The sequence below is a fragment of the Dactylosporangium sp. NPDC050688 genome (assembly GCF_040654515.1).
Lineage (GTDB): Bacteria > Actinomycetota > Actinomycetes > Mycobacteriales > Micromonosporaceae > Dactylosporangium.
Window position 1 is genome coordinate 36,104 of sequence record NZ_JBFAIC010000016.1, and the last position, 21,724, is coordinate 57,827.

Here is a 21,724-nt window from a genome sequence, read left to right on the forward strand (position 1 = left end):
CCTAGAAGTTGCCGAGTCCGCCGCAGACGTTCATCGCCTGCGCGGTGATGGATGCGGCGGCGTCGCCGGCGAGGTAGCCGACCAGGCCGGCGACCTCCTCCGGGGTCGAGTAGCGGCCGAGCGGGATCTTGCGCTGGAACTGGTCGAGGATCTCCGCCTCGGTACGGCCGTACGCGCTGGCGTAGCCCTGCCGGACCCGCTGCGCCATCGGCGTCTCGACGTAGCCGGGGCAGACCGCGTTGACCGTGATGCCGGTCGGGGCGAGCTCGTTGCCGAGCGCCTTGGTGAAGCCGACGACGCCGTGCTTGGACGCCGAGTAGGGCGCGCCGAGCACGACGCCCTGCTTGCCGGCGGTCGAGGCGATGTTGATGATCCGCCCGGCGGGCAGCTCGGTCATCCCGCCGACGGTGAGCACGGCCCGGGTGGTGCGGAAGACGCTGTGCAGGTTGGTGTCCACGACGTCGAGCCACAGCTCGTCGCTGATGTCGGCGGTGACCCCGCCGCCGCTGCGCCCGGCGTTGTTCACCAGGACGCCGATCGGCCCGAACGCGGCGCGGGCGGCGACGACGAGCGCGGTGACCTCGTCGGTGTACCGCACGTCGCAGCGCATCCCCTCGACGGTGAGCCCTTCGGCGCGCAGATCCTCCACGGTCGACTTGACCGCGTCGGCGTCGCGGGCGCAGATGAACACGTGGTCACCGGCGGCGGCGAGGGTCCGCGCGACGGCCAGGCCGATGCCGCTGGTGGCACCGGTCACGAGTGCGGAACGGGGTGCTTTCGTGCCCATCGTGGGGCTCCTTCCTCGGGTCGGGTGGCCGCCGGTCCCGCCGGACGGCCGGCGAGGTCGTGCAGGATGTGCCCGACGAGCGTGGTGGTGTGGGTGCCGTCGCGGAACGTGTGCTCGGCGAGCACCTGGCGCAGGAACCCGGCGGTGGTGTGGATCGCCCGCCCGGTGGCCCGGAACTCGGCGAGGGCCCGGTCCATCCGGGCGATGGCGGCGGCCCGGTCCGGCGCCCAAACGATGATCTTGGCGATCAGCGAGTCGTAGATCGCCGGCATCCGGTACCCGGGGTAGCCGTGCGTGTCGACCCGCACGAACGGGCCGCCGGGCACCACGAACTCGTCGAAGACCCCGGGCGCCGGCGCGAAGTCCCGGTCGGGGTTCTCCACGTTGATCCGGCACTCGATCGCGGCGCCCCGGGGCACCACGTCGGCCTGGCGCAGCGCGAGCCGCTCCCCGGCCGCGACCCGCAGCTGCTGCTGCACCAGGTCGACGCCGGTGACCGCCTCGGTCACCGGGTGCTCCACCTGGATGCGGCAGTTCGCCTCCATGAAGTAGAACCGCTCGTCCTCGTCGACCAGGAACTCGAACGTGCCGGCGCCGACGTAGCCGACGGCGAGGGCCGCCGCGACGGCCGCCTGCCCCATCCGGTCCGCGGTCTGGGCGCTGAGCCCGGGCGCCGGGCTCTCCTCGAGCAGCTTCTGGTGCCGCCGCTGCACCGAGCAGTCCCGCAGCCCCAGGTGTACGCCGTTGCCGTGGCCGTCGCACAGGACCTGCACCTCGATGTGGCGGGCCGCAGCCACGTACCGCTCGACGTAGATCCGGCCGTCGCCGAAGACCGCCAGCGACTCGCTGGTGACGCCCTGGTAGGCGGTCACCACCTCGCGCGGCTCGGTGACGACCGCCATGCCGCGCCCGCCGCCGCCGGCCGCGGCCTTGAAGATCGCCGGGTAGCCGATCTCGGCCAGCAGCGCGGTGGCCTCCTCGGCGGACACGACCGGCCCGTGGCTGCCGGGCAGCACGGGCAGGCCGACCTCGCTCATCACCCGCCGGGCCGCGCACTTGTCGCCGAGCTGGGCGATGACGTGCGCGGGCGGGCCGATGAACACGATGTCGTTCTGCGCGCACACCTCGGCGAAGTCGGCGTCCTCGGACAGGAAGCCGTAGCCGGGGTGGATCGCCTGCGCGCCGGTCTGCCGGGCCGCCTCGACCACGGCGGCGATGTTGCGGTAGCTGGCCCGCGCCGCGCCCGGCCCGATGTGGACCGCCTCGTCGGCGTAGCGCACGACCGGCGAGTCGCGGTCCTCGGTGGAGTACACGGCGACGGTCGCCACGCCGAGCTCCCGGCAGGCCCGGGCGACGCGCAGGGCGATCTCGCCGCGGTTGGCGATGAGTACCTTGTCGAACACGCTGACCTCTCAGACCTGCTCGGCGAGCGCGAACAGGGGCTCGTCGTACTCGACGGGGGTGCCGTCGGGCTTGAGCACGGCGGTGATCGTGCCGGCCCGGTCGGCGAAGATCGGGATCATCAGCTTCATCGCCTCGACGATGCCGATCTGCTGCCCGGCCTCCACCACGGTGCCGACGGTGACGAACGGTTCACTGCCGGGCGACGGCGCCTGGTAGAAGACGCCGACGCTCGGCGCGACCAGCACCGGCCCCGGCTCCGGCTCCGCCGCGGGCGCCGGCTGGGGTGCCGGTGCGGCGGCGCCGGCCGCCGGGACCGCCGCGGCCGGGGCCGGGTCCCGCACAGGACGGGCGGGCCCCGGCTCCTCCTCCCAGCGGATGTCGATGCCGACGTCGGCGGCCTGGATGCGCAGCCGGCTCGGCGGCCGCGGCAGCGAGGTCAGCACCTCGACGATCGCGTCGCGCAGGTCGCTGAGCTCGGCGACCGCCGGCCGGTCCCGCTCTGGTGTGGTGTCCATCAGTCCACTCGCCTTCCTGGCGCGCCGAACCGCCGGAACTTGGCCCGGCGGCGCCGTACCAGCTCCGCCGGGGGGATCCGGTCGAGCATCTGCAACGCCGCCGCGACCGTGCTGCGCAAGGTCTCCGCGGCGGCCACGGGGTCCTGGTCGGTGCCGCCCGGCGGCTCGCGCAGGACGCCGTCGACGACGCCGAGCCGCAGCAGGCTCGCCGCGTCGCCGCGCAGCGCCCTGGCCGCTGTCGGCGCCTGCGCCGCGTCGCCCCACAGGATCGCCGCGCAGCCCTCCGGGGTGATCACCGAGTACACGGCCCGTTCGAACATCAGCACCTGGTCGGCGACCGCGAGCGCCAGCGCACCGCCGCTGCCGCCCTCGCCGATGATGACGGTGACGACCGGCACGGGCAGCGCCGTCATGAGCCGGATCGACTCGGCGATGGCCATCGCCTGGCCGCGCTCCTCGGCGGCCGCGCCGGGGAACGCCCCCGGCGTGTCCACCAGGGTCACCACGGGGATGCGCAGCTTCGCGGCCAGCCGCATGAGGCGCATCGCCTTGCGGTACCCCGCCGGCGTCGGCATCCCGTAGTTGTGCGCCTTCAGCTGCGCGGCGGTGTGCCCGCGCTGGTGGCCGATCACCATGACCGGCCGCCCGGCCAGCTGCGCGACGCCGCCGACGATCGCGGAGCACTCCCCGCCGACCCGGTCGCCGTGCAGCTGCTGGAAGTCGCCGCAGATCCGCCCGATGTAGTCCGTGGTCGTCGGGCGGTCCAGGCCGCGGGCCTGCTGCACCGCCTCCCACGCGTCGATCGGGTCCAGCCGGTCCGGGTTGCGCACGACCTCGGCCCGGTACATGCGGCGCGGCCGGCGCGACTGCCCGGTGCGGCCGGCCGCGAGCAGCCGGCGCAGCACCCCGCGCAGCGCCGAGCGGGGCGCAATCACGTCGATGAAGCCGCGGTCGCGCAGGAACTCCGCGGTCTGGAAGTTGGCCGGCAGCCGGTCGCCGATGGTCTGCTCGATCACCCGCCGCCCGGCGAAGCCGAGCCGCGCGCCCGGCTCGGCGACCAGCACGTCGCACTGGGTCGCGAACGACGCCGCGACACCGCCGAACGTCGGGTCCGTGACCAGCGCGACGGTCAGCACGCCCTGCTCGTCGAGCTGGGCGAGCGCCTGGCTGGTCTTGGCCATCTGCATCAGCGAGATCGGGCCCTCCTGCATCCGGGCACCGCCGGACGCGGTGACCAGCAGCAGCGGCACCCGCCGCTGCAGGGCCACCTCCGCCGCCACGGTGATGGCCTCGCCGACGGCGGCGCCGAGGCTGCCGCCGAGGAAACCGAAGTCCATGACGGCGGCGACCACCGGGTAGCCGTCGACGGTGCCCTCCACCGCGATGACGGCGTCGTCGAGACCGGTGCGCCGGCGCGAGCGGTCCAGGCGCTCGGCGTAGGGCACCGTGTCCACGAACCCGAGCACGTCGGCGGTCTCGACGGGCACGTCGAGCCCGACCGGGTCGTCGATGAGCTGCGCGATCCGCTCGGCGGCGGTCAGCCGGTGGTGGTGGCCGCAGTCGGGGCAGACCTTCAGCCCGCGTTCCAGCCGCGGCCGGTACAGGGCGGTGCGGCAGCTGTCGCACAGCACGAACTGGGCCTCGTCGGTGACCAGCTCGGTGGCGGGGACGGCGAGCGTGCTCACGAGAGGCTGTCCGCGGTGCTGACCAGGTCCAGCAGCTGCCGCGGGCTCTTCGCGTCGAGCAACGCGTCGTCGTCCAGGCGCACCCCGAACTCGCGCAGGATCTGCGCGGCGGCCTCCAGCAGCGCCAGCGAGTCGTAGCCGAGGTCGCTGAACGACGTGTCGAGGATGTCGGCGTCGAGGTCGACGCCCTGCTCGGTGCCGGCGACGATCCGCAGGATGCGCCGCAGTTCGGCAAGATCGAGCACGGAGCCGGTCATGGTGTCCTCCAGAAGGGTGTGGTTACGTGCCCGGTGCCGCTCAGGCCGCGGACCGGACGATCAGGGCGGAGTTGAACCCGCCGTGGCCGCGGGCGATGACCAGCGCCGCGCGGATGCGCCGCCGGACCGGCTCGCCGACGACCAGGTCGATCGGGTAGTCGGCCGACGGCTCGACGTGCACCGTCGCCGGGATGACCCCGTCGCGGATCGCCAGCAGCGCGGTGGCGACGTCCAGGGCCGCCGAGCCCGCGTCGAGCCGGCCGAACATGGTCTTCGGCACGGTGACCGGCACCGTGCGCGGCCCGAACACCGTGGCGATCTGGGTCGCCTCCTGCCAGTCCAGCTCCGGCACCGCGGCGCCGTCGGCGAACACGACGTCGATGTCGCCGGGCTCCATGCCCGCGTCGGTAAGGGCGGCGGTCACCGCCCGGTGCAGCGTCGATGCGAGGCCGGACTCCGGCGCCGGGTCGAAGCTCGCCCCGTAGCCGGCGATCTCGCCGTACACGCGCGGCGCGCCGCGGCCGCGGGCGGCGTCGGCGTCCTCGATGACGAGGATCGCGCCGCCCTCCCCCGGCACGTGCCCGGCGGCCCGGGCGTCGAACGGCAGGTACGCGCGGGCCGGGTCGTCGGACTCGCTGAGCCGGCCGCCGGCCTGCTTGGCGACCCAGCCCCACGAGCACAGCGACCCGTCCACGCCGCCGCCGACGATGAGCCGGCTGCCGCGGCGCAGCTGCCGGCGCGCCTGCGCGATGGCGTCCAGCCCGCCGGCGGCGTCGGTGACGATCACGCCGCTGGGCCCCTTCAGCCCGTGCCGGATCGAGATCTGGCCGGTGTTGACCGCGTAGAACCAGGCGAAGGACTGGTACGCGCTGACGAACTCGTTGCCGCTGCGCCACAGCTTCTCCAGCTCGCGGTGGCCGAAGTCGAAGCCGCCGGCCGAGCTGGCGGTGACGACGCCCTGGTCGAACGGGTCGTACGTGCCGGGGGCGACGGCGGCGTCGGCCAGTGCCGCCTCCGCCGCCACCAGCGCCAGTCGGGTCATGTGGTCGGTCTGCGGCAGCAGCCGGCTCGGCAGGTGCGCCGCGGCGTCGGGGTCGACCTCGGCGGCGAGGCGGCTGGGGTAACCGGAGGCGTCGAACCGGCGGACCGGGCCGATCGCCGGTACCCCGGCCAGCACCGCCGACCAGTACGCCTCGACCCCGACCCCGTTCGGCGCCACGACTCCCATCCCCGTGACGAGCGGCCCGGTCATGACGTCACCTCCGCTGCGCTCCGGGGCCGCCCTGACCTCGAAACTGCGCCCATGATGCCCAGCTCCTCGCTCCGCTGCGGGCCGGTCATGACGTCACCTCCGCTGCGCTCCGGCGCCGCCCTGACCTCGAAACTGCGCCCATGATGCCCAGCTCCTCGCTCCGCTGCGGGCCGGTCATGACGTCACCTCCGCTGCGCTCCGGCGCCGCCCTGACCTCGAAACTGCGCCCATGATGCCCAGCTCCTCGCTCCGCTGCGGGCCGGTCATGACGTCACCTCCGCTGCGCTCCCGGCCGGTCATGCCGGCACCGCCTCGGCGTCGCGCAGGACCATGGCGCTCTGGAAGCCGCCGAAGCCGCTGCCGACGGTGAGCACCGCGTCGGTGCGCCGCTCCCGGGCCACCCTGGGCACGAAGTCCAGGTCGCACTCCGGGTCCGGGGTGGTGAGGTTCGCCGTCGGCGGGATTACGTTGTGCCGCATGGCCAGCAACGACGCGGCGATCTCCAGGGAGCCGATCGCGCCGAGCGAGTGCCCGATCATGGACTTGATCGAGCTGACCGGGGTGCGGTACGCGTGCTCGCCGAGGCTGTGCTTGAACGCGGCGGTCTCGTGCCGGTCGTTCTGCCGGGTGCCCGAGCCGTGGGCGTTGATGTAGTCGATGCGGTCGGGGGTCATGCCGGCGTCGGCCAGCGCGACCGTGATCGCCTCGGCCATCTCGCGGCCGTCCGGGCGCAGGCCGGTCATGTGGAAGGCGTTGCAGCGCGCCCCGAAGCCGGCGATCTCGCCCAGCACCTGCGCCGAGCGGCGGCGGGCGTGCTCCCACTCCTCCAGCACGAACACCGCCGCGCCCTCGCCGAGGACGAACCCGTTGCGGGTCGCGTCGAACGGCCGGGAGGCGTGCTCCGGGTCGTCGTTGCGCGGGGTGGTGGCCTTGATCGCGTCGAAGCAGGCCAGGGTGATGGGCGAGATCGGGGCGTCGGTCGCGCCGGTGATCATGACGTCGGCGGAGCCCTCGCGGATCAGCTCGTACGCGTGCCCGACGGAGTCCAGCCCCGACGTGCAGCCGGTGGAGACCACCGCGACCGGGCCCTGCGCCCCGCTGGCCCACGCGATCTCGCTCGCGAACGAGCTGGGCACGAGGTAGTTGTACAGGTGCGGCACGGTGTAGCGGTGGTCCACGACGTGCAGCCGGCCGTCGTCGCTGACGACCCGGTACTCCTCCTCCAGGCCCATCGTGGCGCCGACGGCGGTGCCGATGGTGACGCCGATGCGGCCCGGGTCCAGGCTGGACAGGTCCAGCCCGGACTCGGCGGTGGCCTCGCGCATCGCCACCAGGGCCAGCTGCGTGGCCCGGTCGGTGCGCCGCACCAGCTGCGGCGCCAGCCCGTGCTCGGCCGGGTCGAAGTCGATCTCGGCCGCGACCCGCGAGCGGAAGCGTGAGGCGTCGAAGGAGCGGATGGTGCGGGTCGCGGTCCGCCCCGAGCTCAGCAGGTCCCAGAACGCGGCCCCGCCGATCGCGCCGGGCGCGACGACACCGATGCCGGTGACCGCGACCCGGCGGCGCCGGTGCGGGCTGGGCCTGCTCACCGCTGCCCCACCTCGGCCGTGGTGTCCGCGGACCAGTGGTAGAACCGGGTCGCCATCGCGTCCGCCGGTGACCGCCAGGTGGCCGGGTCGTAGGCGGCGATGAACTCCTTGAGGTCCTCGCTGATCCCGACGAACGCCGGGTCGTCGCGCACCGCGTCGATCGCGGCCGGGCCGTGGTCGGCGGTGAAGTCCTGCAGGTGGAAGTAGAGGCCGCGGTACTGGAACAGCTGCCGGCGACGGGTGCCCATGCGCTGCGGCATGTCACTGGCGTCGAACTCGGCGAAGCGGCGGGCGACCGACGGCCCGGACTCGGGGGCCATCCGCGCCACGATGAGCGTGCTGAACATGTTCTCTGCTCCAGTTCAGTCGTGCCGGCCGGACGGGCGTCCGGCGTCGTCGGCGCCGAACCAGGCGGTCAGCGCCTGGGAGAGTTCACCGGCGCCCGGAACCCACGCGATGTAGCCGTCCGGGCGCAGCAGGACCGCCTTCGGGGCGGGCTCGACACCGTCGGGCGCGGGAGCCCAGTCGCCGTGGACCAGGTCGACCCGGCCGGCCCAGCGGGCCGCCGCGGCGGCGACCGCGTCGTCGCCGGTGGTGTCGATGAGGACGCCACGGCCGTGCCGCAGCAGCTCCGGGACCCGGACCTGGCCGTCGGCCTGGCCGTCTGCATGGCCGATCGTGCGGTGCGGCATCCGCCGGCCGAGCCAGACCGGCTCGTCGCCGCCCGTCTCGTAGGGCATGTCGTAGCGGATGTCGAGGCCGCTGACCATGCCCGACAGCAGGCGCACGACGCTCGGCTGCGCGATGAGCTCGCGCATGATCTCGCGCATCGGCTCCATGTGCGCGCCGGTGAGGTACAGCGTGCCCTGGGCGAGCGTGTTGCGCAGGACGCGGGCCGCGACCGGGTGCCGCTCGCTGTGGTACGTGTCGAGCAGCCCGTCGGGCGCCCAGCCGCGGATCGTGGCGGCCAGCTTCCAGCCGAGGTTGGCCGCGTCCTGCACGCCGAGGCTGAGGCCCTGGCCGCCGGCGGGCAGGTGCACGTGCGCGGCGTCGCCGGCGATGAGCACCCGGCCGCGGCGGTACTGGCTGACGAGCCGCGTCGTGTCGGTGAAGGCGCTCACCCAGCGGGCGTCGGCGCCGTGCAGCGACTCGCCGGTGATGCGCTGCCAGGCGTCGGCGACCTCGGTCCAGCTCGGCGTGGACCGGCCGGTCGGCCGCCGGCCGTCCTCGCAGACGATGATCCGGTCCAGGCCCTCACCGAGTGGCGCCGACATGACCATGCCGGCGTCCGTGCGCTCGCCGATGAAGCGGGGGCGGATGTTCGCGCCGGCGACGTCGGCGAGGTACATCTCGCGGGTGGCGTCGGTGCCGGGGAAGTCGAACCCGGCCATCCGCCGCAGCGTGCTGCGCCCGCCGTCGCAGCAGACCAGATAGCCGGCGGTGAAGACCTCCAGGTCGCGGGCGTCGGTGACGACCGTGACGCCGGCGTCGTCGGGTTCGATGTCCACGACGTCGCGGCCGCGCAGCAGCGCGACGCCGAGCTCGACGGCCCACTCGGCGAGGGCCCGCTCGATGCGGTGCTGGGGCACGCCCCGCACGCCGAAGTGGCCGCCCTCGATGAGGGTGTAGTCCATCGGCACGCCGCCGAAGTGCCCCATCGGGCTGGTCTCGACCGCGCCGAGCCGGTCCAGCACGCCACGCTGGTCGAAGATCTCGGCGGCGCGGGCGGTGAACCCGAGGCCGCGCGACTCGCCGGAGGGCTGCTCCAGCCGCTCCAGGACGGCGACGGTGGCGCCGCCCAGCCGCAGCTCCGCGGCGAGCATCAGCCCGACCGGCCCGGCGCCGACCACGATCACGTCGTAGTCGACGACGCCGCCGCGGGCCCGCACGGCGCTCACGCGGCGGCGCCGGTGGCGCGGTGCCGCGGCTTGGGGCGGCCCACCACGACGGAGACCGCGGAGGTCGTGCCGACCACTTCCTCCAGCTCGAAGCCGGCCTTGTCCAGCAGCTCCGCGTACTGGCGGGCGGTGCGCTCACGGCCGCCGACCAGCAGCATCAGCATCAGGTCGGTGAGCCGGCCGGGGTGCGGGGCGTTGCCCTCCTCCGGCACGAACTCCATGAGCAGGATCCGGCCGTCGTCGGCGATCGCGTCGCGGACGTTGCGCAGGATCGTCAGCGCCTGCTCCTCCGGCCAGTCGTGGATGATGTGCTTGAGCACGTACGCGTCGGCGCCCGGGGTGACCGGGTCGAACAGGTCGCCGGCGGCGATGGTGCAGCGCTCGGCGACGCCGTGCGCGGCCAGGATGTCGTGGGCGCCGAACGCCTCGGCCCGGGCGTCGAAGAGCACGCCGCGCGAGCCGGTGGCCCGCTGCAGCACCGCGGCCAGCAGGGCGCCGCCACCGCCGCCGACGTCGACGATGGTGCGGAACGCGCTGAAGTCGCAGCCCTCCACGATCGGCTGGGTCTCGACCACCGACATGTTGGCCATGCCCTGGAAGAAGACCGCGCCGTACTCGGGCTCGGACGCCAGGTAGGAGAAGGCGTCCATGCCGCGCAGGGCGGGCACGCAGGGCTGGCCGGTGCGCACCGTGTCGATGAGGTGCGACCAGTCCTCCCAGTGGATCGGGTGGCCCATGAGCACAGCCATGCCGCGCATCGAGTCGGCCACGTCGGAGCGCAGCGCCTGGGCCATCGGGGTCAGGCCGAACGACCCGTCGGGGTACTCGATGAAGACCTCGTTGCTGGCGAGCAGCCGCAGCACGCGGCGCAGCGCGTCGGCGTCGCACTGGACGCGGGAGGCGAGCTCCTGCGCGGACAGCGGCCCGTCGCGCAGCGCGTCGGCCACGCCCAGCTGGGCGGCGACGTACAGGGACTGGGTGATCACGGAGCCGTGGATGAGCTCCAGCAGCATCGCCGACGGGGGCGACAGCCGCTGCTGCAGGCGGCGCAGGTCGGTCCTGGCGCCGTCGGCGAGGCGGGCGAGCTGGGCGGGCGGCAACGTTTCGACGGACATGCGGGCTCCTTCGTCAAGGTGTGCGCCGCAGCGGCGCGGATGTCGCGCCACGGCGGCGGCTGCCCCCAGTGTCGATGCATTCATGGAAGTGCAGTAGTTATCCCGCCACGCAATCCTCATGAGATTCTCACGCCCAAGCGGTGACATCTTCGATTGGCAAACCAGGTGCGGTCCAGCAAACTTCATCTGCACTCATTGCGGCGAATGCGATGACGCCCCTCGCATTCTGACGAGACCCATTCCCTAAGGAGACCGGTCCTCATGCCAGCAAGCAGAACACTATTTGCGGTCCCGGCACTGCCGACCGGTGAGCGTCCCGTAACAGCACCGAAATCCATCGACGTGGACCACGGTTCTGCGCCGGTTCTGGTGCGGCTGGAGGAATTGTTGCCGGCGGATTCGCCGCGGCTTGCGGGCGAGAGCGAGGCGCACGCCCAGGTGCTGGCGGAGTCGGAGGCCAACCTGCCGCCGATCCTCGTGCACCGGGCCACCATGCGGGTCATCGACGGCATGCACCGGCTGCGCGCGGCCAGCCTGCGCGGCGAGGACCGCATCGCGGTGCGCTTCTTCGACGGCCCGGCCGAGCAGGTCTTCGTGCTCGCGGTGGAGACGAACATCCGCCACGGCCTGCCGCTGTCGCGCTCGGACCGCGACCACGCCGCGGCCCGCATCCTGGTGGAGCACCCGGGCTGGTCGGACCGGGCCATCGCGAAGGCGGCCGGGCTGTCGGCGAAGGCGGTCGCGGCGATCCGGCGGCGCATCGACGACGGCACCATGCAGCCGGCCCGCCGGCTGGGCCGCGACGGGCGGGTGCGCCCGGTCAGCGGGGCGGAGGGCCGCCGCTCGGCCAGCGTGTTCATCGCCGCCAACCCCGACGCGTCGCTGCGCACCATCGCCCGGGACGCGGGCATCTCCCTGGGCACGGCCCGCGACGTGCGCGAGCGGATGCGGCTCGGGCTCGACCCGGTGCCCGAGCGGCAGCGGCGCCGCACTGTGGTGCCCGAACCGCGGCGGGAGCGCCCGCGCGGGGCGGCCCAGGCCCGGCTGCGGGAGCTGCTGGAGCAACTGACCCGCGACCCTGCGCTGCGGTTCAACGAGTCGGGGCGGGCGCTGCTGCGCTGGTGCCTGGCCCGGGTGCAGGAGACCGAGACGCGCGACCAGCTCATCGCGCAGGCGCCGACGCACAGCTGGTACACCCTGATCGAGTTCGCGCAGTGCTACGCCGAGGGGCTCACCGACGCGGCGGAGCGGATGCGGACCCGGCTCGACGAGGCGGGATGACCCGCCCGGCCGTGTTCGACCACGCTGGATACGCAGTCGAACACCGGCCGTCATGCCGGGCACCGGCTACGCGTCCGCGCTCCGCGGGTGCCCCTCGGTCCAGACGACCTGCAGCGACAGCCGCCGCAGCCGCCAGCCGGCCGGGGTGAGCCGGGCCTCGCCGGTGGCGATCGTCCCGGCGCTGAACCTGGCCGGCGCCGAGGTCCCGGCGGTGCGGTGCACGTGGATCGACACCACGTGCGCGGAGAAGTCCGCGCCGGTGTCCCCCACCGGGTCGACGACCGGCGGCGAGCTCAGGTGCTGGGTGGCCGCGAACGGCGCCAGCGACTGCGCGTGATACTCCGCGACCCCTTCGATTCCCTCGTGCCGGCTCATCGGAAATTCGATGACGACATCCGGCGTGAACATCCACGACGCCCATTCTGGATCCAGTTTGACGGTGTCCAGTGTCATCAGATAACGGCCGAACAATTCGGCCACGGCGGCCTGCGCTTCGCGTCGATTCATGCCGCCACTATCGCCGTCGGCCGAGGCGCCCGTACAGCCCGTTCAACTGCAGCGCCGACCGCCGTTGTGCACCACTTTCCGGTCGCTACATTTGTGGCCACTCAACGATGGGAGAGCACGGGATGAAAGCAACAGAATCGGAGGTCGTCATTGTTGGCGGCGGCCCGAGCGGCCTCATGCTGGCCGCGGAACTGCGGCTGGCGAACGTCGAGGTGACCGTCCTGGAACAGCACACGGAGCCGACCCGCCAGTCACGCGCGCTCGGCTTCTCCGCCCGCACCATCGAGGAGTTCGACCAGCGCGGCCTGCTGCCCCGTTTCGGCGGGGTGGACACGATCCCGGTCGGCCACTTCGGCGGCCTGCCGCTGGACTTCCGGGTCCTGCCGGGCGGCTCGTACGGCGCCCGGGGCATCCCGCAGTCGCGCACCGAGACGATCCTCGCCGGGCACGCCACCGGGCTCGGCGCGGACCTGCGCCGCCAGCACACCGTGGTCGCCGTGGAGCAGGACGACGACGGCGTGACCGTCACCGCCGACACCCCGGAGCGGCAGGTGCAGTTCCGGGCGAAGTACGTGGTCGGCTGCGACGGCGCCCGCAGCACGGTGCGGCGCCTGGCCGGCATCGACTTCCCCGGCAACGAGGCGACGCTGGAGATGTGGCTCGCCGACGTCGCCGGCGTCGGGCTGCGCCCCCGCTTCTCCGGCGAGCGGGTTCCCGGCGGCATGGTCATGGTGCTGCCGCTGGGCCCGCAGCTGCAGCGGGTCGTGGTCCACGAGCGCGCCACCGGGCTGCGCCGCAGCTCGGAGCCGCCGACCTTCGCCGAGGTCGCCGACGCCTGGCAGCGCCTCACCGGCGAGGACATCCACGGTGGCCGGCCGGCGTGGGTCAGCTGGTTCACCGACGCGAGCCGGCTCGCCGCGCAGTACCGCAAGGGCCGGGTCTTCCTGGCCGGCGACGCCGCGCACATCCACCTGCCGATCGGCGGGCAGGGCATGAGCGCCGGCATCCAGGACGCGGTGAACCTCGGCTGGAAGCTCGCCGCCGCCGTGCACGGCCACGCGCCGGCGGACCTGCTCGACACGTACGAGACCGAGCGGCGGCCCGTCGCGGCGCGGGTCATCGCCAACACCCTGGCGCAGCGCACCCTCTACCTGTCCGGCCCGGAGATGGACCCGCTGCGGGAGGTGTTCGCCGAGCTGATGACCAGTGAGCAGGCCCAGCGCACGCTCGCCGGCATGGTCACCGGCCTGGACATCCGCCACGACGTCGGCCACGACACCGGCCCGGGCGGGCACCCGCTGCTGGGCCGCCGCCTGCCGAACGTGCCGCTGCACCACCGGGCGGGGACCTCGAGCACGACGTTCGAGCACCTGCACGGCGCCCGCGCGGTCCTGCTCGACCTCGCCGACAGCGTCTGGCTGCGCGACGCCGCCGCCGGCTGGTCCGACCGGGTCGACGTGGTCACCGCCGCGGCCGACCCCGACGCCGACGGCGGCCTCGCCGGCCTGCCGGCGGTCCTGGTGCGCCCCGACGGCTACGTCTGCTGGGTCGGCGCGCACAACGCCGGCGCCGAGTCGCTCAAGGCCGTCCTGGGCCGCTGGTTCGGTGCCGCCCGCATCCCCGCCCGTACCGCCTGAACCAACCCGTCACCCGTTGCGAGACAGGAGCTGTCATGCCCGTGATCAACCCCGACAACGGCTACCTCACCGTGGTCAACCTGTTCGGCACCGACACCGAGGAGAAGCAGGAGCGCCTCATCGGCGCGATGCGCGAGATCGTCGACACCGCCGCGTTCCCGGGCTGGATCTCCAGCACCGTGCACGCCGGCATCGAGAAGCCCGGCACGGCGAACTTCATCCAGTGGCGCAGCGGCGTCGACCTGCAGGCCCGCTACGCCGGTGACGAGTTCAAGCACCGCACGCTGCCGCTGTTCGGCGAGATGACGACCTCGATCCGGCTGCTGCAGACGGAGGTCGCCTTCTCGCTGCGCCACCCGGAGCAGGGTGAGGTCACCGAGATCTCGCCCGACCGCGACGACTACACCGTCATCGAGATCATGCGGGTCGCCCCCGAGCACCGCGACGAGGTCGTCGCGCTCCTCGCCGAGGCGCAGGACTGGCTCGTCGAGACGCCCGGCTTCCGCTCGCAGACGGCGCTGCAGGGCGACCGCGCGCAGGGCATGGACGGCTCGTTCGTGCTGAGCTACTCGCAGTGGGCCAGCCGCGCGGCGTACCTGACGTTCCGCGGGACCGACCCCGAGCACCAGTCCCCGCGCCGCCGCGACAGCCACGCCACCCTGGCGAAGCTGGTCACGGCCAGCGACTGGAACGGCTACCGGGTCATCCACACCCGGTCTGCCGCCGCCTGAACCGGACCGCGTCCGGCGCATCCCACCCGCCCCGCCACCCCGTCCGGCCACCCGGCCGGTCGCGGTGGCGGGGCCGGACCCTGCCGGGATCGGCCCGTCCCACCGCCCTGTCCCGTCCGGCGCCGCCGGGCGGCGCCTCCGAGAGGATTCCCATGGCAGTCCTGAACCAGCCGGGCACCGGCCCGGCATCGGCCCGCACCGCCGAATCGGCCCCGGTGATCGGCATCAGCGCGCACAGCGGGCCGATCCACGTCGCGGTGTTCGACATCACCGCCACGTTCGCCGCGAGCCAGTTCGTCGACGGCGTGGCCGCGGCCGGCGGGCGGCCGGTCCTGCTGCCGCCGCTGCCGGGGATCGAGTCGGTGGTACGGCGCCTCGACGGGCTGCTCCTGCTGCCCGGCCCGGACGTCGACCCGGCGCTCTACGCGGCCGACCCGCACCCAAGGTCCCGCGGGATCAATCCCGAGCGGGACCTGGCGGAGCTGGCGCTGCTGGAGGCCGCGCTGAACGCCGGCACGCCGGTGCTGGGCATCTGCCGGGGCGCCCAGCTGCTCAACGTGCTGCGTGGCGGCACCCTGCACCAGCACCTGCCGGAGCTGGTCGGCCACGACCGGCACCTGCCGCCCGGCAACGGCTACGGCGACGAGCCGGTCGTCCTGGACCCGTCCAGCCGGCTGGGCGAGCTGCTGGGCGTCGACGAGCTCACCGTGCCGTGCCACCACCACCAGGGCATCGACAAGGTCGGGTTCGGCATCGAGCCGTCGGCGTGGGCCGCGGACGGCGTCATCGAGGCCATCGAGGTGGCCGGCCAGGACTTCGCGGTCGGCGTGCAGTGGCACGCGGAGCGCGGCGGTGCCGGTAAGGAACTGTTCGGCGCATTTGTCGACGTATGCAGGGTTAATGGGCGTTTTTGACCGAGATAAATTGCACATGACTGGTCCGCATCCAGCCGGATTCGGGCGGTCCCGCGGCGCCGTCCCGGAGCACTCAACTGCCGGGCCAGCCACATTGCAGGTGCTCGCCATAGTGACAGGCATCAACTAGTATTCGTCACGTTCGACATCCCGAACCGGTCGGTACTTTCCTCATGGCACGGGCCCCCGCGAAGCGGTTGCCGCGGAACCAGATAAGACGCCCAGATGGGCGGATTCATTGTCAATCTTCAATGGAGGGGTCAATGATGGAGGGATTGGGTACGTATCACCGTCGATCGCGTGAGGGCTTCCATCGGCCGGGGACCGCGCCTGCGGCGCGGCCGCGACCGGCGTCCCTCAGCCGGTTACGGGCGACCCTCGGTGTCCGGCCCGCAACCCCTTGGATCACCCCGTGGACATCGTGAGGGTACTTGTCGCCGGGGATCTCCATATGGTACGCGGAGCATTCGTGGCGCTGATCGAACAAGAATCCGATCTGTGCGTGGTGGCCGAAGTCGACCGTGGAGATTACATTCTTCCACGAGCCAGGATCTGCCGGCCGGACGTCGCCATCATTGACATCGACCTGCCCGGCCTGGACGGACTAACCGCCGCCGCGCGGCTGCGCCAGGAACTGCCTTCGTGCAAAACCCTCATCCTCACCACCGACGACCGCCCCGCCACCGTGCGGCGGGCGCTCACAGTGGCGGTGTCGGGTTTCCTGCTCAAGGCGGCGCCGTCGACCCGGCTCGCCGAGGCCATCCGCGAAGTGGCCGCCGGCGTGCGGGTCATGGACCCCCACCTGGCCATCTCCGCCTACGAGGTGGGCGAGAACCCGCTCTCGGCGCGGGAGACCCAGGTGCTGCGCCAGATCGCCGACGGCGCCGGCGCCGACGAGATCGCCGAGAAGCTGCGCCTGTCAGTCGGCACCGTGCGCAACTACCTCACCACCATCGTCATCAAGCTCAACGCCCGCAACCGCGTCGATGCGGCCCGCATCGCCCACTCGCAAGGCTGGATTCCCTGACCCGGGCACTGCCCCGCGGCGCACCACCTCCCCCCACCCACCGCTGCAGTCGATGCGGATCCCGTCCCGGCGACGGCACCCCTCCGCCACGGCCCGCCACGCCCCGACGCGTGGCAGCTCCCGGCGTCGAGGCTGTCCCGCCGCCCGGCCCGGTCCCCCTCCCACCCTTCGCGCCGCCGTCCGGCCAAAACCGTGACGGCGGCCGATTTTTTTGTGTCCATAGTGGACTTTTGAGCGTTCGATAGCCGCTATTTGAACGCTTTCCCGCATGTCCTGGGCGCTGCCAGACTCATCGGCGCCACCACGACGCCACAGCCGGCCCCGGCTGTGAGAGCGGGAGTGAACATGCCCTGGCCGAGCGAGATCCCACCCAGGAACCAGGCGCCGAGATCCGAGCGCATCGCCCAGCAGTCACGCCTCGCCTCCTGGCGGAAACCGCCCCGCCGGATCGAGACGACCGAGTGCATCACCTGCGACACCTGCCTGCGGCACTGCCCGCCGGAGTTCGGCGCCATCTTCGACCGCGGCCTCGACGTCGTCATCGTCCCGGAGCTGTGCTCGGGCTGCCCGGCGTGCGTCGTGGTCTGCCCGGTCGACTGCATCTACGTCGACGAGGACTGGCGGCCGTCCACCGACGACGTGTGGTCGCTGGTCGAGCTGACCGACCGCGCCGGCGCCGCGTCAGCGCCGACCCCCCGAGTTCCCTGACCCACGACAGGAGTACACAGTGGACAGTGCCATTGTCATCGCGGGCGCCGGCCCGGTCGGGCTCATGCTCGGCGCGGAGCTGCGGCTGCACGGCATCGATGTGGTCATCTTCGAGCAGCGGCCCGCGCCGGCCGTCGAGTCGCGCGGCATCGGCTTCACCGCCCGCGCCGCCGAGGTCTTCGACACGCGCGGCGTGCTGACCCGCTTCGGCAAGATCGAGCCGGGCGAGCAGGGCCACTTCGGCGGCGTGCGCATCGACTTCACCAAGCTCGCCGACAACCACTTCGGCGTGCGGGCGGTGCCCCAGTACCGCGTCGAGCGCGGCCTCGAGGAGTGGGCGACCGAGCTCGGCGCCCGGATCCGCCGCGGGTACAGCGTGCTGGGCTACACCGAGGACGACGAGGGCGTCACGGTGACCGTCGACGGCCCGCTCGGCCGGTTCCAGCACCGCAGCCGGTACCTGGTCGGCTGCGACGGCGGCCGGAGCCTCATCCGGCGCCTGGCCGGCATCGACTTCCCCGGCACCGCGCCGACCCGCGGCATGTACCTGGCCGACATCATCGGCGCCGACGTGCGCCCCCGATACATCGGCGAGCGGGTCACCAACGGCATGGTGATGGCCGCACGGCTCGACGACGGCGTCGACCGCATCACCATCCACGAGGACATCGCACCGCCGCCGGATGGCCCCACCCCGACGTTCGAGGAGCTCGCCGACACCTGGCTGAAGCTGACCGGCGAGTCCATCCACGCCGGCCGGGCCCGCTGGATCAGCTCCTTCACCGACTCGGCCCGGCAGGCGGCGCAGTACCGCAAGGGCCGCGTGCTGCTCGTCGGCGACAGCGCGCACATCCACCTGCCCGCGGGCGCCCAGGGCCTCAGCGTCGGCGTCCAGGACGCCGTGAACCTGGGCTGGAAGCTGGCCGCCACGGTCGCCGGCTGGGCGCCGCCGCAGCTGCTGGACACCTACCACACCGAGCGGCACCCGGTCGGGCAGCGGCTGCTGCGCAACACCCGCGCCCAGGGCCTGCTCTATCTGGCCGCCACCGAGATGGACCCGCTGCGCCAGGTGCTCGGCGAGATCGTCGCCCTGCCCGAGCCGGCGCGGCTGCTCGCCGGCATGGTCAGCGGCCTGGACGTGCGCTACGACGTCGGCGACGACGACCCGCTCGCCGGCCTGCGCCTGGCCGACAGTCCCGTGGTCACCGCCGACGGGCAGCCGACCCGGGTGTTCGAGCTGCTGCGCCGCGGCCGGGGCGTGCTCGTCGTCACCGGCGCCGACCTGACGCCGGCCACGGCCGCCGCCGCCTGGGGCGACCGGGTCGACGTCGTCACCGGCCGCTGGGGCGCCACCGGCGCCGACCTGCCCGCCGCGGTGCTGCTGCGCCCCGACGGCCACGTGGTGTGGACCTCGCGCAGCACGCAGCCCGTCCAGGCGGCACTGGGCCGCTGGTTCGGCGAATCCGCCGCCACGGCCGTCGAGACGCCCGCCGCGGCCGAGGCCGCGCAGCCGGCCGCCGTCGCCGTGCCGCCGCAGAAGATCACCACCTTCCTGGCGTACCGGCACGACGCCGAGGAGGCCATGAACCTGTACCTGTCCGCGTTCGACGACTCCCACGTCGTCAAGGTGATCCGCGCCCGCGAAGGCGAGCCCGGCTGGACCGAGGGCACCCTGCAGCACGCGCTGTTCTCCCTCGGCGGCCAGCAGGTCATGTGCATCAACATGCCGCCCGCCGGCGCCCGCGGCCACGACCACGCCAACTGGGCGGAGCTCACGTTCAACCCGGCGATGGCCATGTACGTGCAGTGCCAGAGCGAGGCGGAGATCGACCGGCTCTTCACCGCCCTGGCCGAGGGCGGCGAGGTCCTCATGCCGCCCGGCACGTACGGCTTCAGCGCCCGCTTCGCCTGGGTGACCGACCGCTTCGGCGTCTCGTGGCGGCTGAACCTGTCCCGCGAACCCGCCCTGCGCTGACCACCGCCCGTCCGACCGTCACATCGAGCACATCCGGTCCCGGCGGACAGCGCCGGGACCGGCCCGACACGCCTTTGGAGACGACATGCAACGACGCACCAAGCTCACCCTCGCCGGCCTCGGCGTCACCGCCCTCGCCGCCGCGCTGCTGCCGGCCGCCCCCGCCGCCGCGACCGGCACCACGACCGGCACCGCCGGCCCGACGGTCGTGGTGAAGGGGCTCAACAACCCGCGGCAGATCTCCGTCACCGACACCGGCGGCCTGCTCGTCGCCGAGGCCGGCCGCGGCGGCGCCCAGTGCGTGGCCGCGCCCGGCGGCGAGACCGCCAACGAGACCTGCATCGGCTACACCGGCTCGGTCAGCTGGGTGCCGTTCCCGGCGGTGCAGCAGGGCAGCACGCCGATCCGCGTGCTGACGGGCCTGCTGTCCGGCGCCAACCCGAAGGGCGCCTCGGCCACCGGCTCGCAGGCCGTCGCCGGCAACCTGCTCGACATCCAGGTCGCGGTCGTCGACGAGCCGCACGTGGCCGTGCCCGAGTCGATCGACAAGTCGACCTACGGCACCCTGCTGCAGTCGCGGCTGCTGGGCAAGCCCCGCATCGTCGCCGACATCGCCGCCTACGAGTACGCCCAGGACCCCGACGGCCAGCTGCCGGAGTCCAACCCGTACGCGCTGCTGGAGCTGCCGGGCCGCACGCTCATCGCCGACGCCGCCGCCAACGATGTGCTGCAGTGGCGCAACGGCCGGCTCAGCACGTTCGCGGTGCTGCCGAACATCCAGGACGGGCTGTGCGCCGGCAAGCCCAACGACAACGGCACCACCGGCTGCGACCCGGTGCCGACCGGCCTGACCGTGGACCGCGCCGGCGCGATCTACGTCAGCGCCCTGGGCAACTTCAGCCCCAACAGCGGCCGGATCTACAAGCTCGACGGCCGCACCGGGAAGGTCCTGCAGGTCTGGGGCGACCTCACCGGCGTCACCAGCGTCGCGATCGACCGGCACGGCGCCCTCTACGCCAGCCAGCTCTTCGCCGGCAAGGTGACGAAGATCGGCCGCGACGGCACCCGCACCGACCTCAGCGTGCCGTTCCCGGCGGGCCTGGCGATCAGCGGTGACACGCTCTACGTCGCGGCGTACTCCACCGCGCCGGAGACCGGCCTCGGCCTGCCCGACGTGGACAGCAGCGGCCAGGTCTGGCGCTTCCGGATCTGACGACCGATGACCCGCGGTGCCCCGGCCTGCCGGCCGGGGCACCGCCGGTTTCACTCCCAGACGCCGGCGACCTGCCGGGTCGCCACGTTCAGCTGGTTCCACAGCGTGATGGTGGAGATGGCCAGCAGCAGACCGGCGAGGTTGACCTGGTCGTAGTGGCGGGTCGCCTCGGCCCAGATCTCGTCGGGCACCGGGTCGTCCGTGTCGGCGAGCCGGGTGACCGCCTCGGTCAGCGCCAGCGCCGAACGCTCGGCCGGGGTGAACAGCCCCGTGGAGCGCCAGCCGGCCACCGCGTCGAGCCGCTCCTGCGCCTCACCGCTGGCCTGCAGCAGCTTCGGATGGCTGTCCATGGTCACGACGCAGCCGTTGATCTGGCTCGCGCGCAGCTGGACGAGCCCGATCAGCCGCGGGGGCAGGCCGCAGTTGCGGGTCGCCACGCCGAGGGCGTACAGCGCGTCGAGCGCACCCGGCACCAGGGCGGCCGGATGCTGCATACGGGGATTCATGAACCGTCGCCTCCATGTCCTGCGTTGGCGGGCCGGCTGCGCCGGCCGCCGGGCACGCGGGCCGCACGGCGGTCGCCCCGGTGCCAGGTCTGTGCGGTGCCGCGCCCGGCCCGGGCCCGTGTGTGCGGCACGGGGCTCCGGGTGGCTGCCCGGCACCCCGGCGGATCACGGTCGGCGACGCCGTCGCCGGCGGCGTGACCCGCAGCAGGGTGCCGGGTACGCGAGACGCCGCCGGCCACGACTGTCGTCGCGGCGGACCGGCGGCGTCCACACGGCACGAGGGCTACTTCTTCCAGAAGAAGACGAGGTTGTACCCGTCCGGGTCCGGCAGCTCGAACTCCAGCATGCCGGACTTCTTCGTCGGCTCGGTGGTGGGCTTCAGGCCCAACGCCTGCACGCCCTCGTAGAACTCCTGGATGTCCTCGACCTTGATGTACAGGTAGGTGCCGGAGCCGCGGTTGGCGCGGTACGCCTCGGACTCGCCGCCGGGCCGCTCCTCCGCGTCCTGCTCCCGGAAGATGATCCAGAACCAGTTGACGTAGGCCGTGAGCTGGTTCGCCTCGCGCTTGAGCCGGAAGCCCAGCTTCTCGTAGAAGGCCGCGGTCTCGTCGAGGTCTTTGACGTAGCAGACCACGCCCGAGATGCTGCTCATCTTCATCGTCGTTCTCCTTCGCACCGTCGGGCGCACCGCCCGATAAATTCGCTGCTCCTCCTGTATTGACTGAT

The 21,724-nt window shown here is 73.2% G+C and carries 21 protein-coding genes; 8 read left to right on the top strand and 13 right to left on the bottom strand.

Going from position 1 to position 21,724, the window contains the following annotated elements; genetic code table 11:
- Position 1: 1 nt before the first annotated feature.
- The 10 genes from fabG to AB0H83_RS17825 all read right to left on the bottom strand — a co-directional run bounded on the left by fabG (position 2) and on the right by AB0H83_RS17825 (position 10,499).
- The gene (fabG, locus tag AB0H83_RS17780; protein ID WP_360094393.1) at positions 2–787 is read right to left on the bottom strand and encodes a 3-oxoacyl-ACP reductase FabG; all 786 of its coding nucleotides are present in this window, start codon (positions 785–787) and stop codon (positions 2–4) included.
- Positions 754–2,190, bottom strand: coding sequence for an acetyl-CoA carboxylase biotin carboxylase subunit (locus tag AB0H83_RS17785; protein ID WP_360094396.1), 1,437 nt, complete (start codon positions 2,188–2,190; stop codon positions 754–756). The genes fabG and AB0H83_RS17785 overlap by 34 nt, the downstream gene beginning before the upstream one ends.
- A gap of 9 nt (positions 2,191–2,199) precedes the next feature.
- Positions 2,200–2,706, bottom strand: a complete 507-nt coding sequence (locus tag AB0H83_RS17790) for a biotin/lipoyl-containing protein (protein ID WP_360094399.1) — start codon at positions 2,704–2,706, stop codon at positions 2,200–2,202.
- Positions 2,706–4,337: an acetyl-CoA carboxylase carboxyltransferase subunit alpha/beta gene (locus AB0H83_RS17795; protein WP_360094767.1), complete on the bottom strand. Its 1,632-nt coding sequence runs from the start codon at positions 4,335–4,337 to the stop codon at positions 2,706–2,708. The genes AB0H83_RS17790 and AB0H83_RS17795 overlap by 1 nt, the downstream gene beginning before the upstream one ends.
- A gap of 50 nt (positions 4,338–4,387) precedes the next feature.
- Entirely contained in the window at positions 4,388–4,648 is a 261-nt protein-coding gene (locus AB0H83_RS17800; RefSeq protein WP_360094402.1) for an acyl carrier protein, read from the bottom strand.
- Positions 4,649–4,688: 40 nt separating this feature from the next.
- The gene (locus AB0H83_RS17805) at positions 4,689–5,900 is read right to left on the bottom strand and encodes a ketosynthase chain-length factor (protein WP_360094405.1); all 1,212 of its coding nucleotides are present in this window, start codon (positions 5,898–5,900) and stop codon (positions 4,689–4,691) included.
- A gap of 296 nt (positions 5,901–6,196) precedes the next feature.
- Positions 6,197–7,486, bottom strand: coding sequence for a beta-ketoacyl-[acyl-carrier-protein] synthase family protein (locus AB0H83_RS17810; protein WP_360094408.1), 1,290 nt, complete (start codon positions 7,484–7,486; stop codon positions 6,197–6,199).
- A complete protein-coding gene (locus AB0H83_RS17815) occupies positions 7,483–7,833 on the bottom strand; it encodes a TcmI family type II polyketide cyclase (protein WP_360094411.1) in 351 nt (116 codons plus the stop codon). The genes AB0H83_RS17810 and AB0H83_RS17815 overlap by 4 nt, the downstream gene beginning before the upstream one ends.
- Before the next feature lie 15 nt (positions 7,834–7,848).
- Positions 7,849–9,384 (bottom strand): FAD-dependent monooxygenase, encoded by a 1,536-nt coding sequence (locus AB0H83_RS17820; RefSeq protein ID WP_360094414.1) that lies wholly within the window; start codon positions 9,382–9,384, stop codon positions 7,849–7,851.
- A complete protein-coding gene (locus tag AB0H83_RS17825) occupies positions 9,381–10,499 on the bottom strand; it encodes a methyltransferase (protein WP_360094417.1) in 1,119 nt (372 codons plus the stop codon). The genes AB0H83_RS17820 and AB0H83_RS17825 overlap by 4 nt, the downstream gene beginning before the upstream one ends.
- 387 nt (positions 10,500–10,886) lie before the next feature.
- On the opposite strand from AB0H83_RS17825, the gene AB0H83_RS17830 reads away from it, so the two are divergent.
- The gene (locus AB0H83_RS17830; protein WP_360094420.1) at positions 10,887–11,780 is read left to right on the top strand and encodes a ParB/RepB/Spo0J family partition protein; all 894 of its coding nucleotides are present in this window, start codon (positions 10,887–10,889) and stop codon (positions 11,778–11,780) included.
- A gap of 66 nt (positions 11,781–11,846) precedes the next feature.
- Here AB0H83_RS17830 and AB0H83_RS17835 read toward each other — a convergent pair whose 3' ends face one another.
- Entirely contained in the window at positions 11,847–12,287 is a 441-nt protein-coding gene (locus AB0H83_RS17835; RefSeq protein ID WP_360094423.1) for a nuclear transport factor 2 family protein, read from the bottom strand.
- Between the two features lie 122 nt (positions 12,288–12,409).
- Here AB0H83_RS17835 and AB0H83_RS17840 point away from each other — a divergent pair, with 122 nt between their 5' ends.
- The 7 genes from AB0H83_RS17840 (at position 12,410) to AB0H83_RS17870 (ending at position 20,492) form a co-directional block, all read left to right on the top strand.
- Positions 12,410–13,924: an FAD-dependent monooxygenase gene (locus tag AB0H83_RS17840; RefSeq protein WP_360094426.1), complete on the top strand. Its 1,515-nt coding sequence runs from the start codon at positions 12,410–12,412 to the stop codon at positions 13,922–13,924.
- Positions 13,925–13,959: 35 nt separating this feature from the next.
- Complete coding sequence (locus tag AB0H83_RS17845) at positions 13,960–14,655, top strand: antibiotic biosynthesis monooxygenase family protein (RefSeq protein ID WP_360094429.1); 696 nt, start codon at positions 13,960–13,962, stop codon at positions 14,653–14,655.
- A gap of 152 nt (positions 14,656–14,807) precedes the next feature.
- A complete protein-coding gene (locus AB0H83_RS17850; RefSeq protein WP_360094432.1) occupies positions 14,808–15,569 on the top strand; it encodes a gamma-glutamyl-gamma-aminobutyrate hydrolase family protein in 762 nt (253 codons plus the stop codon).
- Positions 15,570–15,990: 421 nt separating this feature from the next.
- Positions 15,991–16,596 (top strand): response regulator transcription factor, encoded by a 606-nt coding sequence (locus AB0H83_RS17855; protein WP_279327169.1) that lies wholly within the window; start codon positions 15,991–15,993, stop codon positions 16,594–16,596.
- Positions 16,597–16,941: 345 nt separating this feature from the next.
- The gene (locus AB0H83_RS17860) at positions 16,942–17,304 is read left to right on the top strand and encodes a 4Fe-4S dicluster-binding protein (RefSeq protein ID WP_360094435.1); all 363 of its coding nucleotides are present in this window, start codon (positions 16,942–16,944) and stop codon (positions 17,302–17,304) included.
- Positions 17,305–17,323: 19 nt separating this feature from the next.
- Complete coding sequence (locus AB0H83_RS17865; protein ID WP_360094438.1) at positions 17,324–19,279, top strand: FAD-dependent monooxygenase; 1,956 nt, start codon at positions 17,324–17,326, stop codon at positions 19,277–19,279.
- 85 nt (positions 19,280–19,364) lie between these two features.
- Positions 19,365–20,492, top strand: coding sequence for a ScyD/ScyE family protein (locus tag AB0H83_RS17870; protein WP_360094441.1), 1,128 nt, complete (start codon positions 19,365–19,367; stop codon positions 20,490–20,492).
- A 50-nt stretch (positions 20,493–20,542) separates the two neighbouring features.
- Here the strand turns inward: AB0H83_RS17870 and AB0H83_RS17875 are convergent, their stop codons facing one another.
- Positions 20,543–20,998 carry a carboxymuconolactone decarboxylase family protein gene (locus AB0H83_RS17875; protein WP_360094443.1) on the bottom strand — a complete coding sequence of 152 codons (456 nt, stop codon included), beginning with the start codon at positions 20,996–20,998 and terminating at the stop codon, positions 20,543–20,545.
- A 283-nt stretch (positions 20,999–21,281) separates the two neighbouring features.
- Positions 21,282–21,656, bottom strand: a complete 375-nt coding sequence (locus AB0H83_RS17880; protein ID WP_360094446.1) for a VOC family protein — start codon at positions 21,654–21,656, stop codon at positions 21,282–21,284.
- Positions 21,657–21,724 lie beyond the last annotated feature (68 nt).

Coding starts and splice junctions, on each gene's coding strand:
- fabG (WP_360094393.1), bottom strand. CDS start 787: ATGGGCACGAAAGCACCCCGTTCCGCACTCGTGACCGGTGCCACCAGC.
- AB0H83_RS17790 (WP_360094399.1), bottom strand. CDS start 2,706: ATGGACACCACACCAGAGCGGGACCGGCCGGCGGTCGCCGAGCTCAGC.
- AB0H83_RS17800 (WP_360094402.1), bottom strand. CDS start 4,648: ATGACCGGCTCCGTGCTCGATCTTGCCGAACTGCGGCGCATCCTGCGG.
- AB0H83_RS17805 (WP_360094405.1), bottom strand. CDS start 5,900: ATGACCGGGCCGCTCGTCACGGGGATGGGAGTCGTGGCGCCGAACGGG.
- AB0H83_RS17815 (WP_360094411.1), bottom strand. CDS start 7,833: ATGTTCAGCACGCTCATCGTGGCGCGGATGGCCCCCGAGTCCGGGCCG.
- AB0H83_RS17825 (WP_360094417.1), bottom strand. CDS start 10,499: ATGTCCGTCGAAACGTTGCCGCCCGCCCAGCTCGCCCGCCTCGCCGAC.
- AB0H83_RS17835 (WP_360094423.1), bottom strand. CDS start 12,287: ATGAATCGACGCGAAGCGCAGGCCGCCGTGGCCGAATTGTTCGGCCGT.
- AB0H83_RS17840 (WP_360094426.1), top strand. CDS start 12,410: ATGAAAGCAACAGAATCGGAGGTCGTCATTGTTGGCGGCGGCCCGAGC.
- AB0H83_RS17845 (WP_360094429.1), top strand. CDS start 13,960: ATGCCCGTGATCAACCCCGACAACGGCTACCTCACCGTGGTCAACCTG.
- AB0H83_RS17850 (WP_360094432.1), top strand. CDS start 14,808: ATGGCAGTCCTGAACCAGCCGGGCACCGGCCCGGCATCGGCCCGCACC.
- AB0H83_RS17860 (WP_360094435.1), top strand. CDS start 16,942: ATGCCCTGGCCGAGCGAGATCCCACCCAGGAACCAGGCGCCGAGATCC.
- AB0H83_RS17870 (WP_360094441.1), top strand. CDS start 19,365: ATGCAACGACGCACCAAGCTCACCCTCGCCGGCCTCGGCGTCACCGCC.
- AB0H83_RS17875 (WP_360094443.1), bottom strand. CDS start 20,998: ATGAATCCCCGTATGCAGCATCCGGCCGCCCTGGTGCCGGGTGCGCTC.
- AB0H83_RS17880 (WP_360094446.1), bottom strand. CDS start 21,656: ATGAAGATGAGCAGCATCTCGGGCGTGGTCTGCTACGTCAAAGACCTC.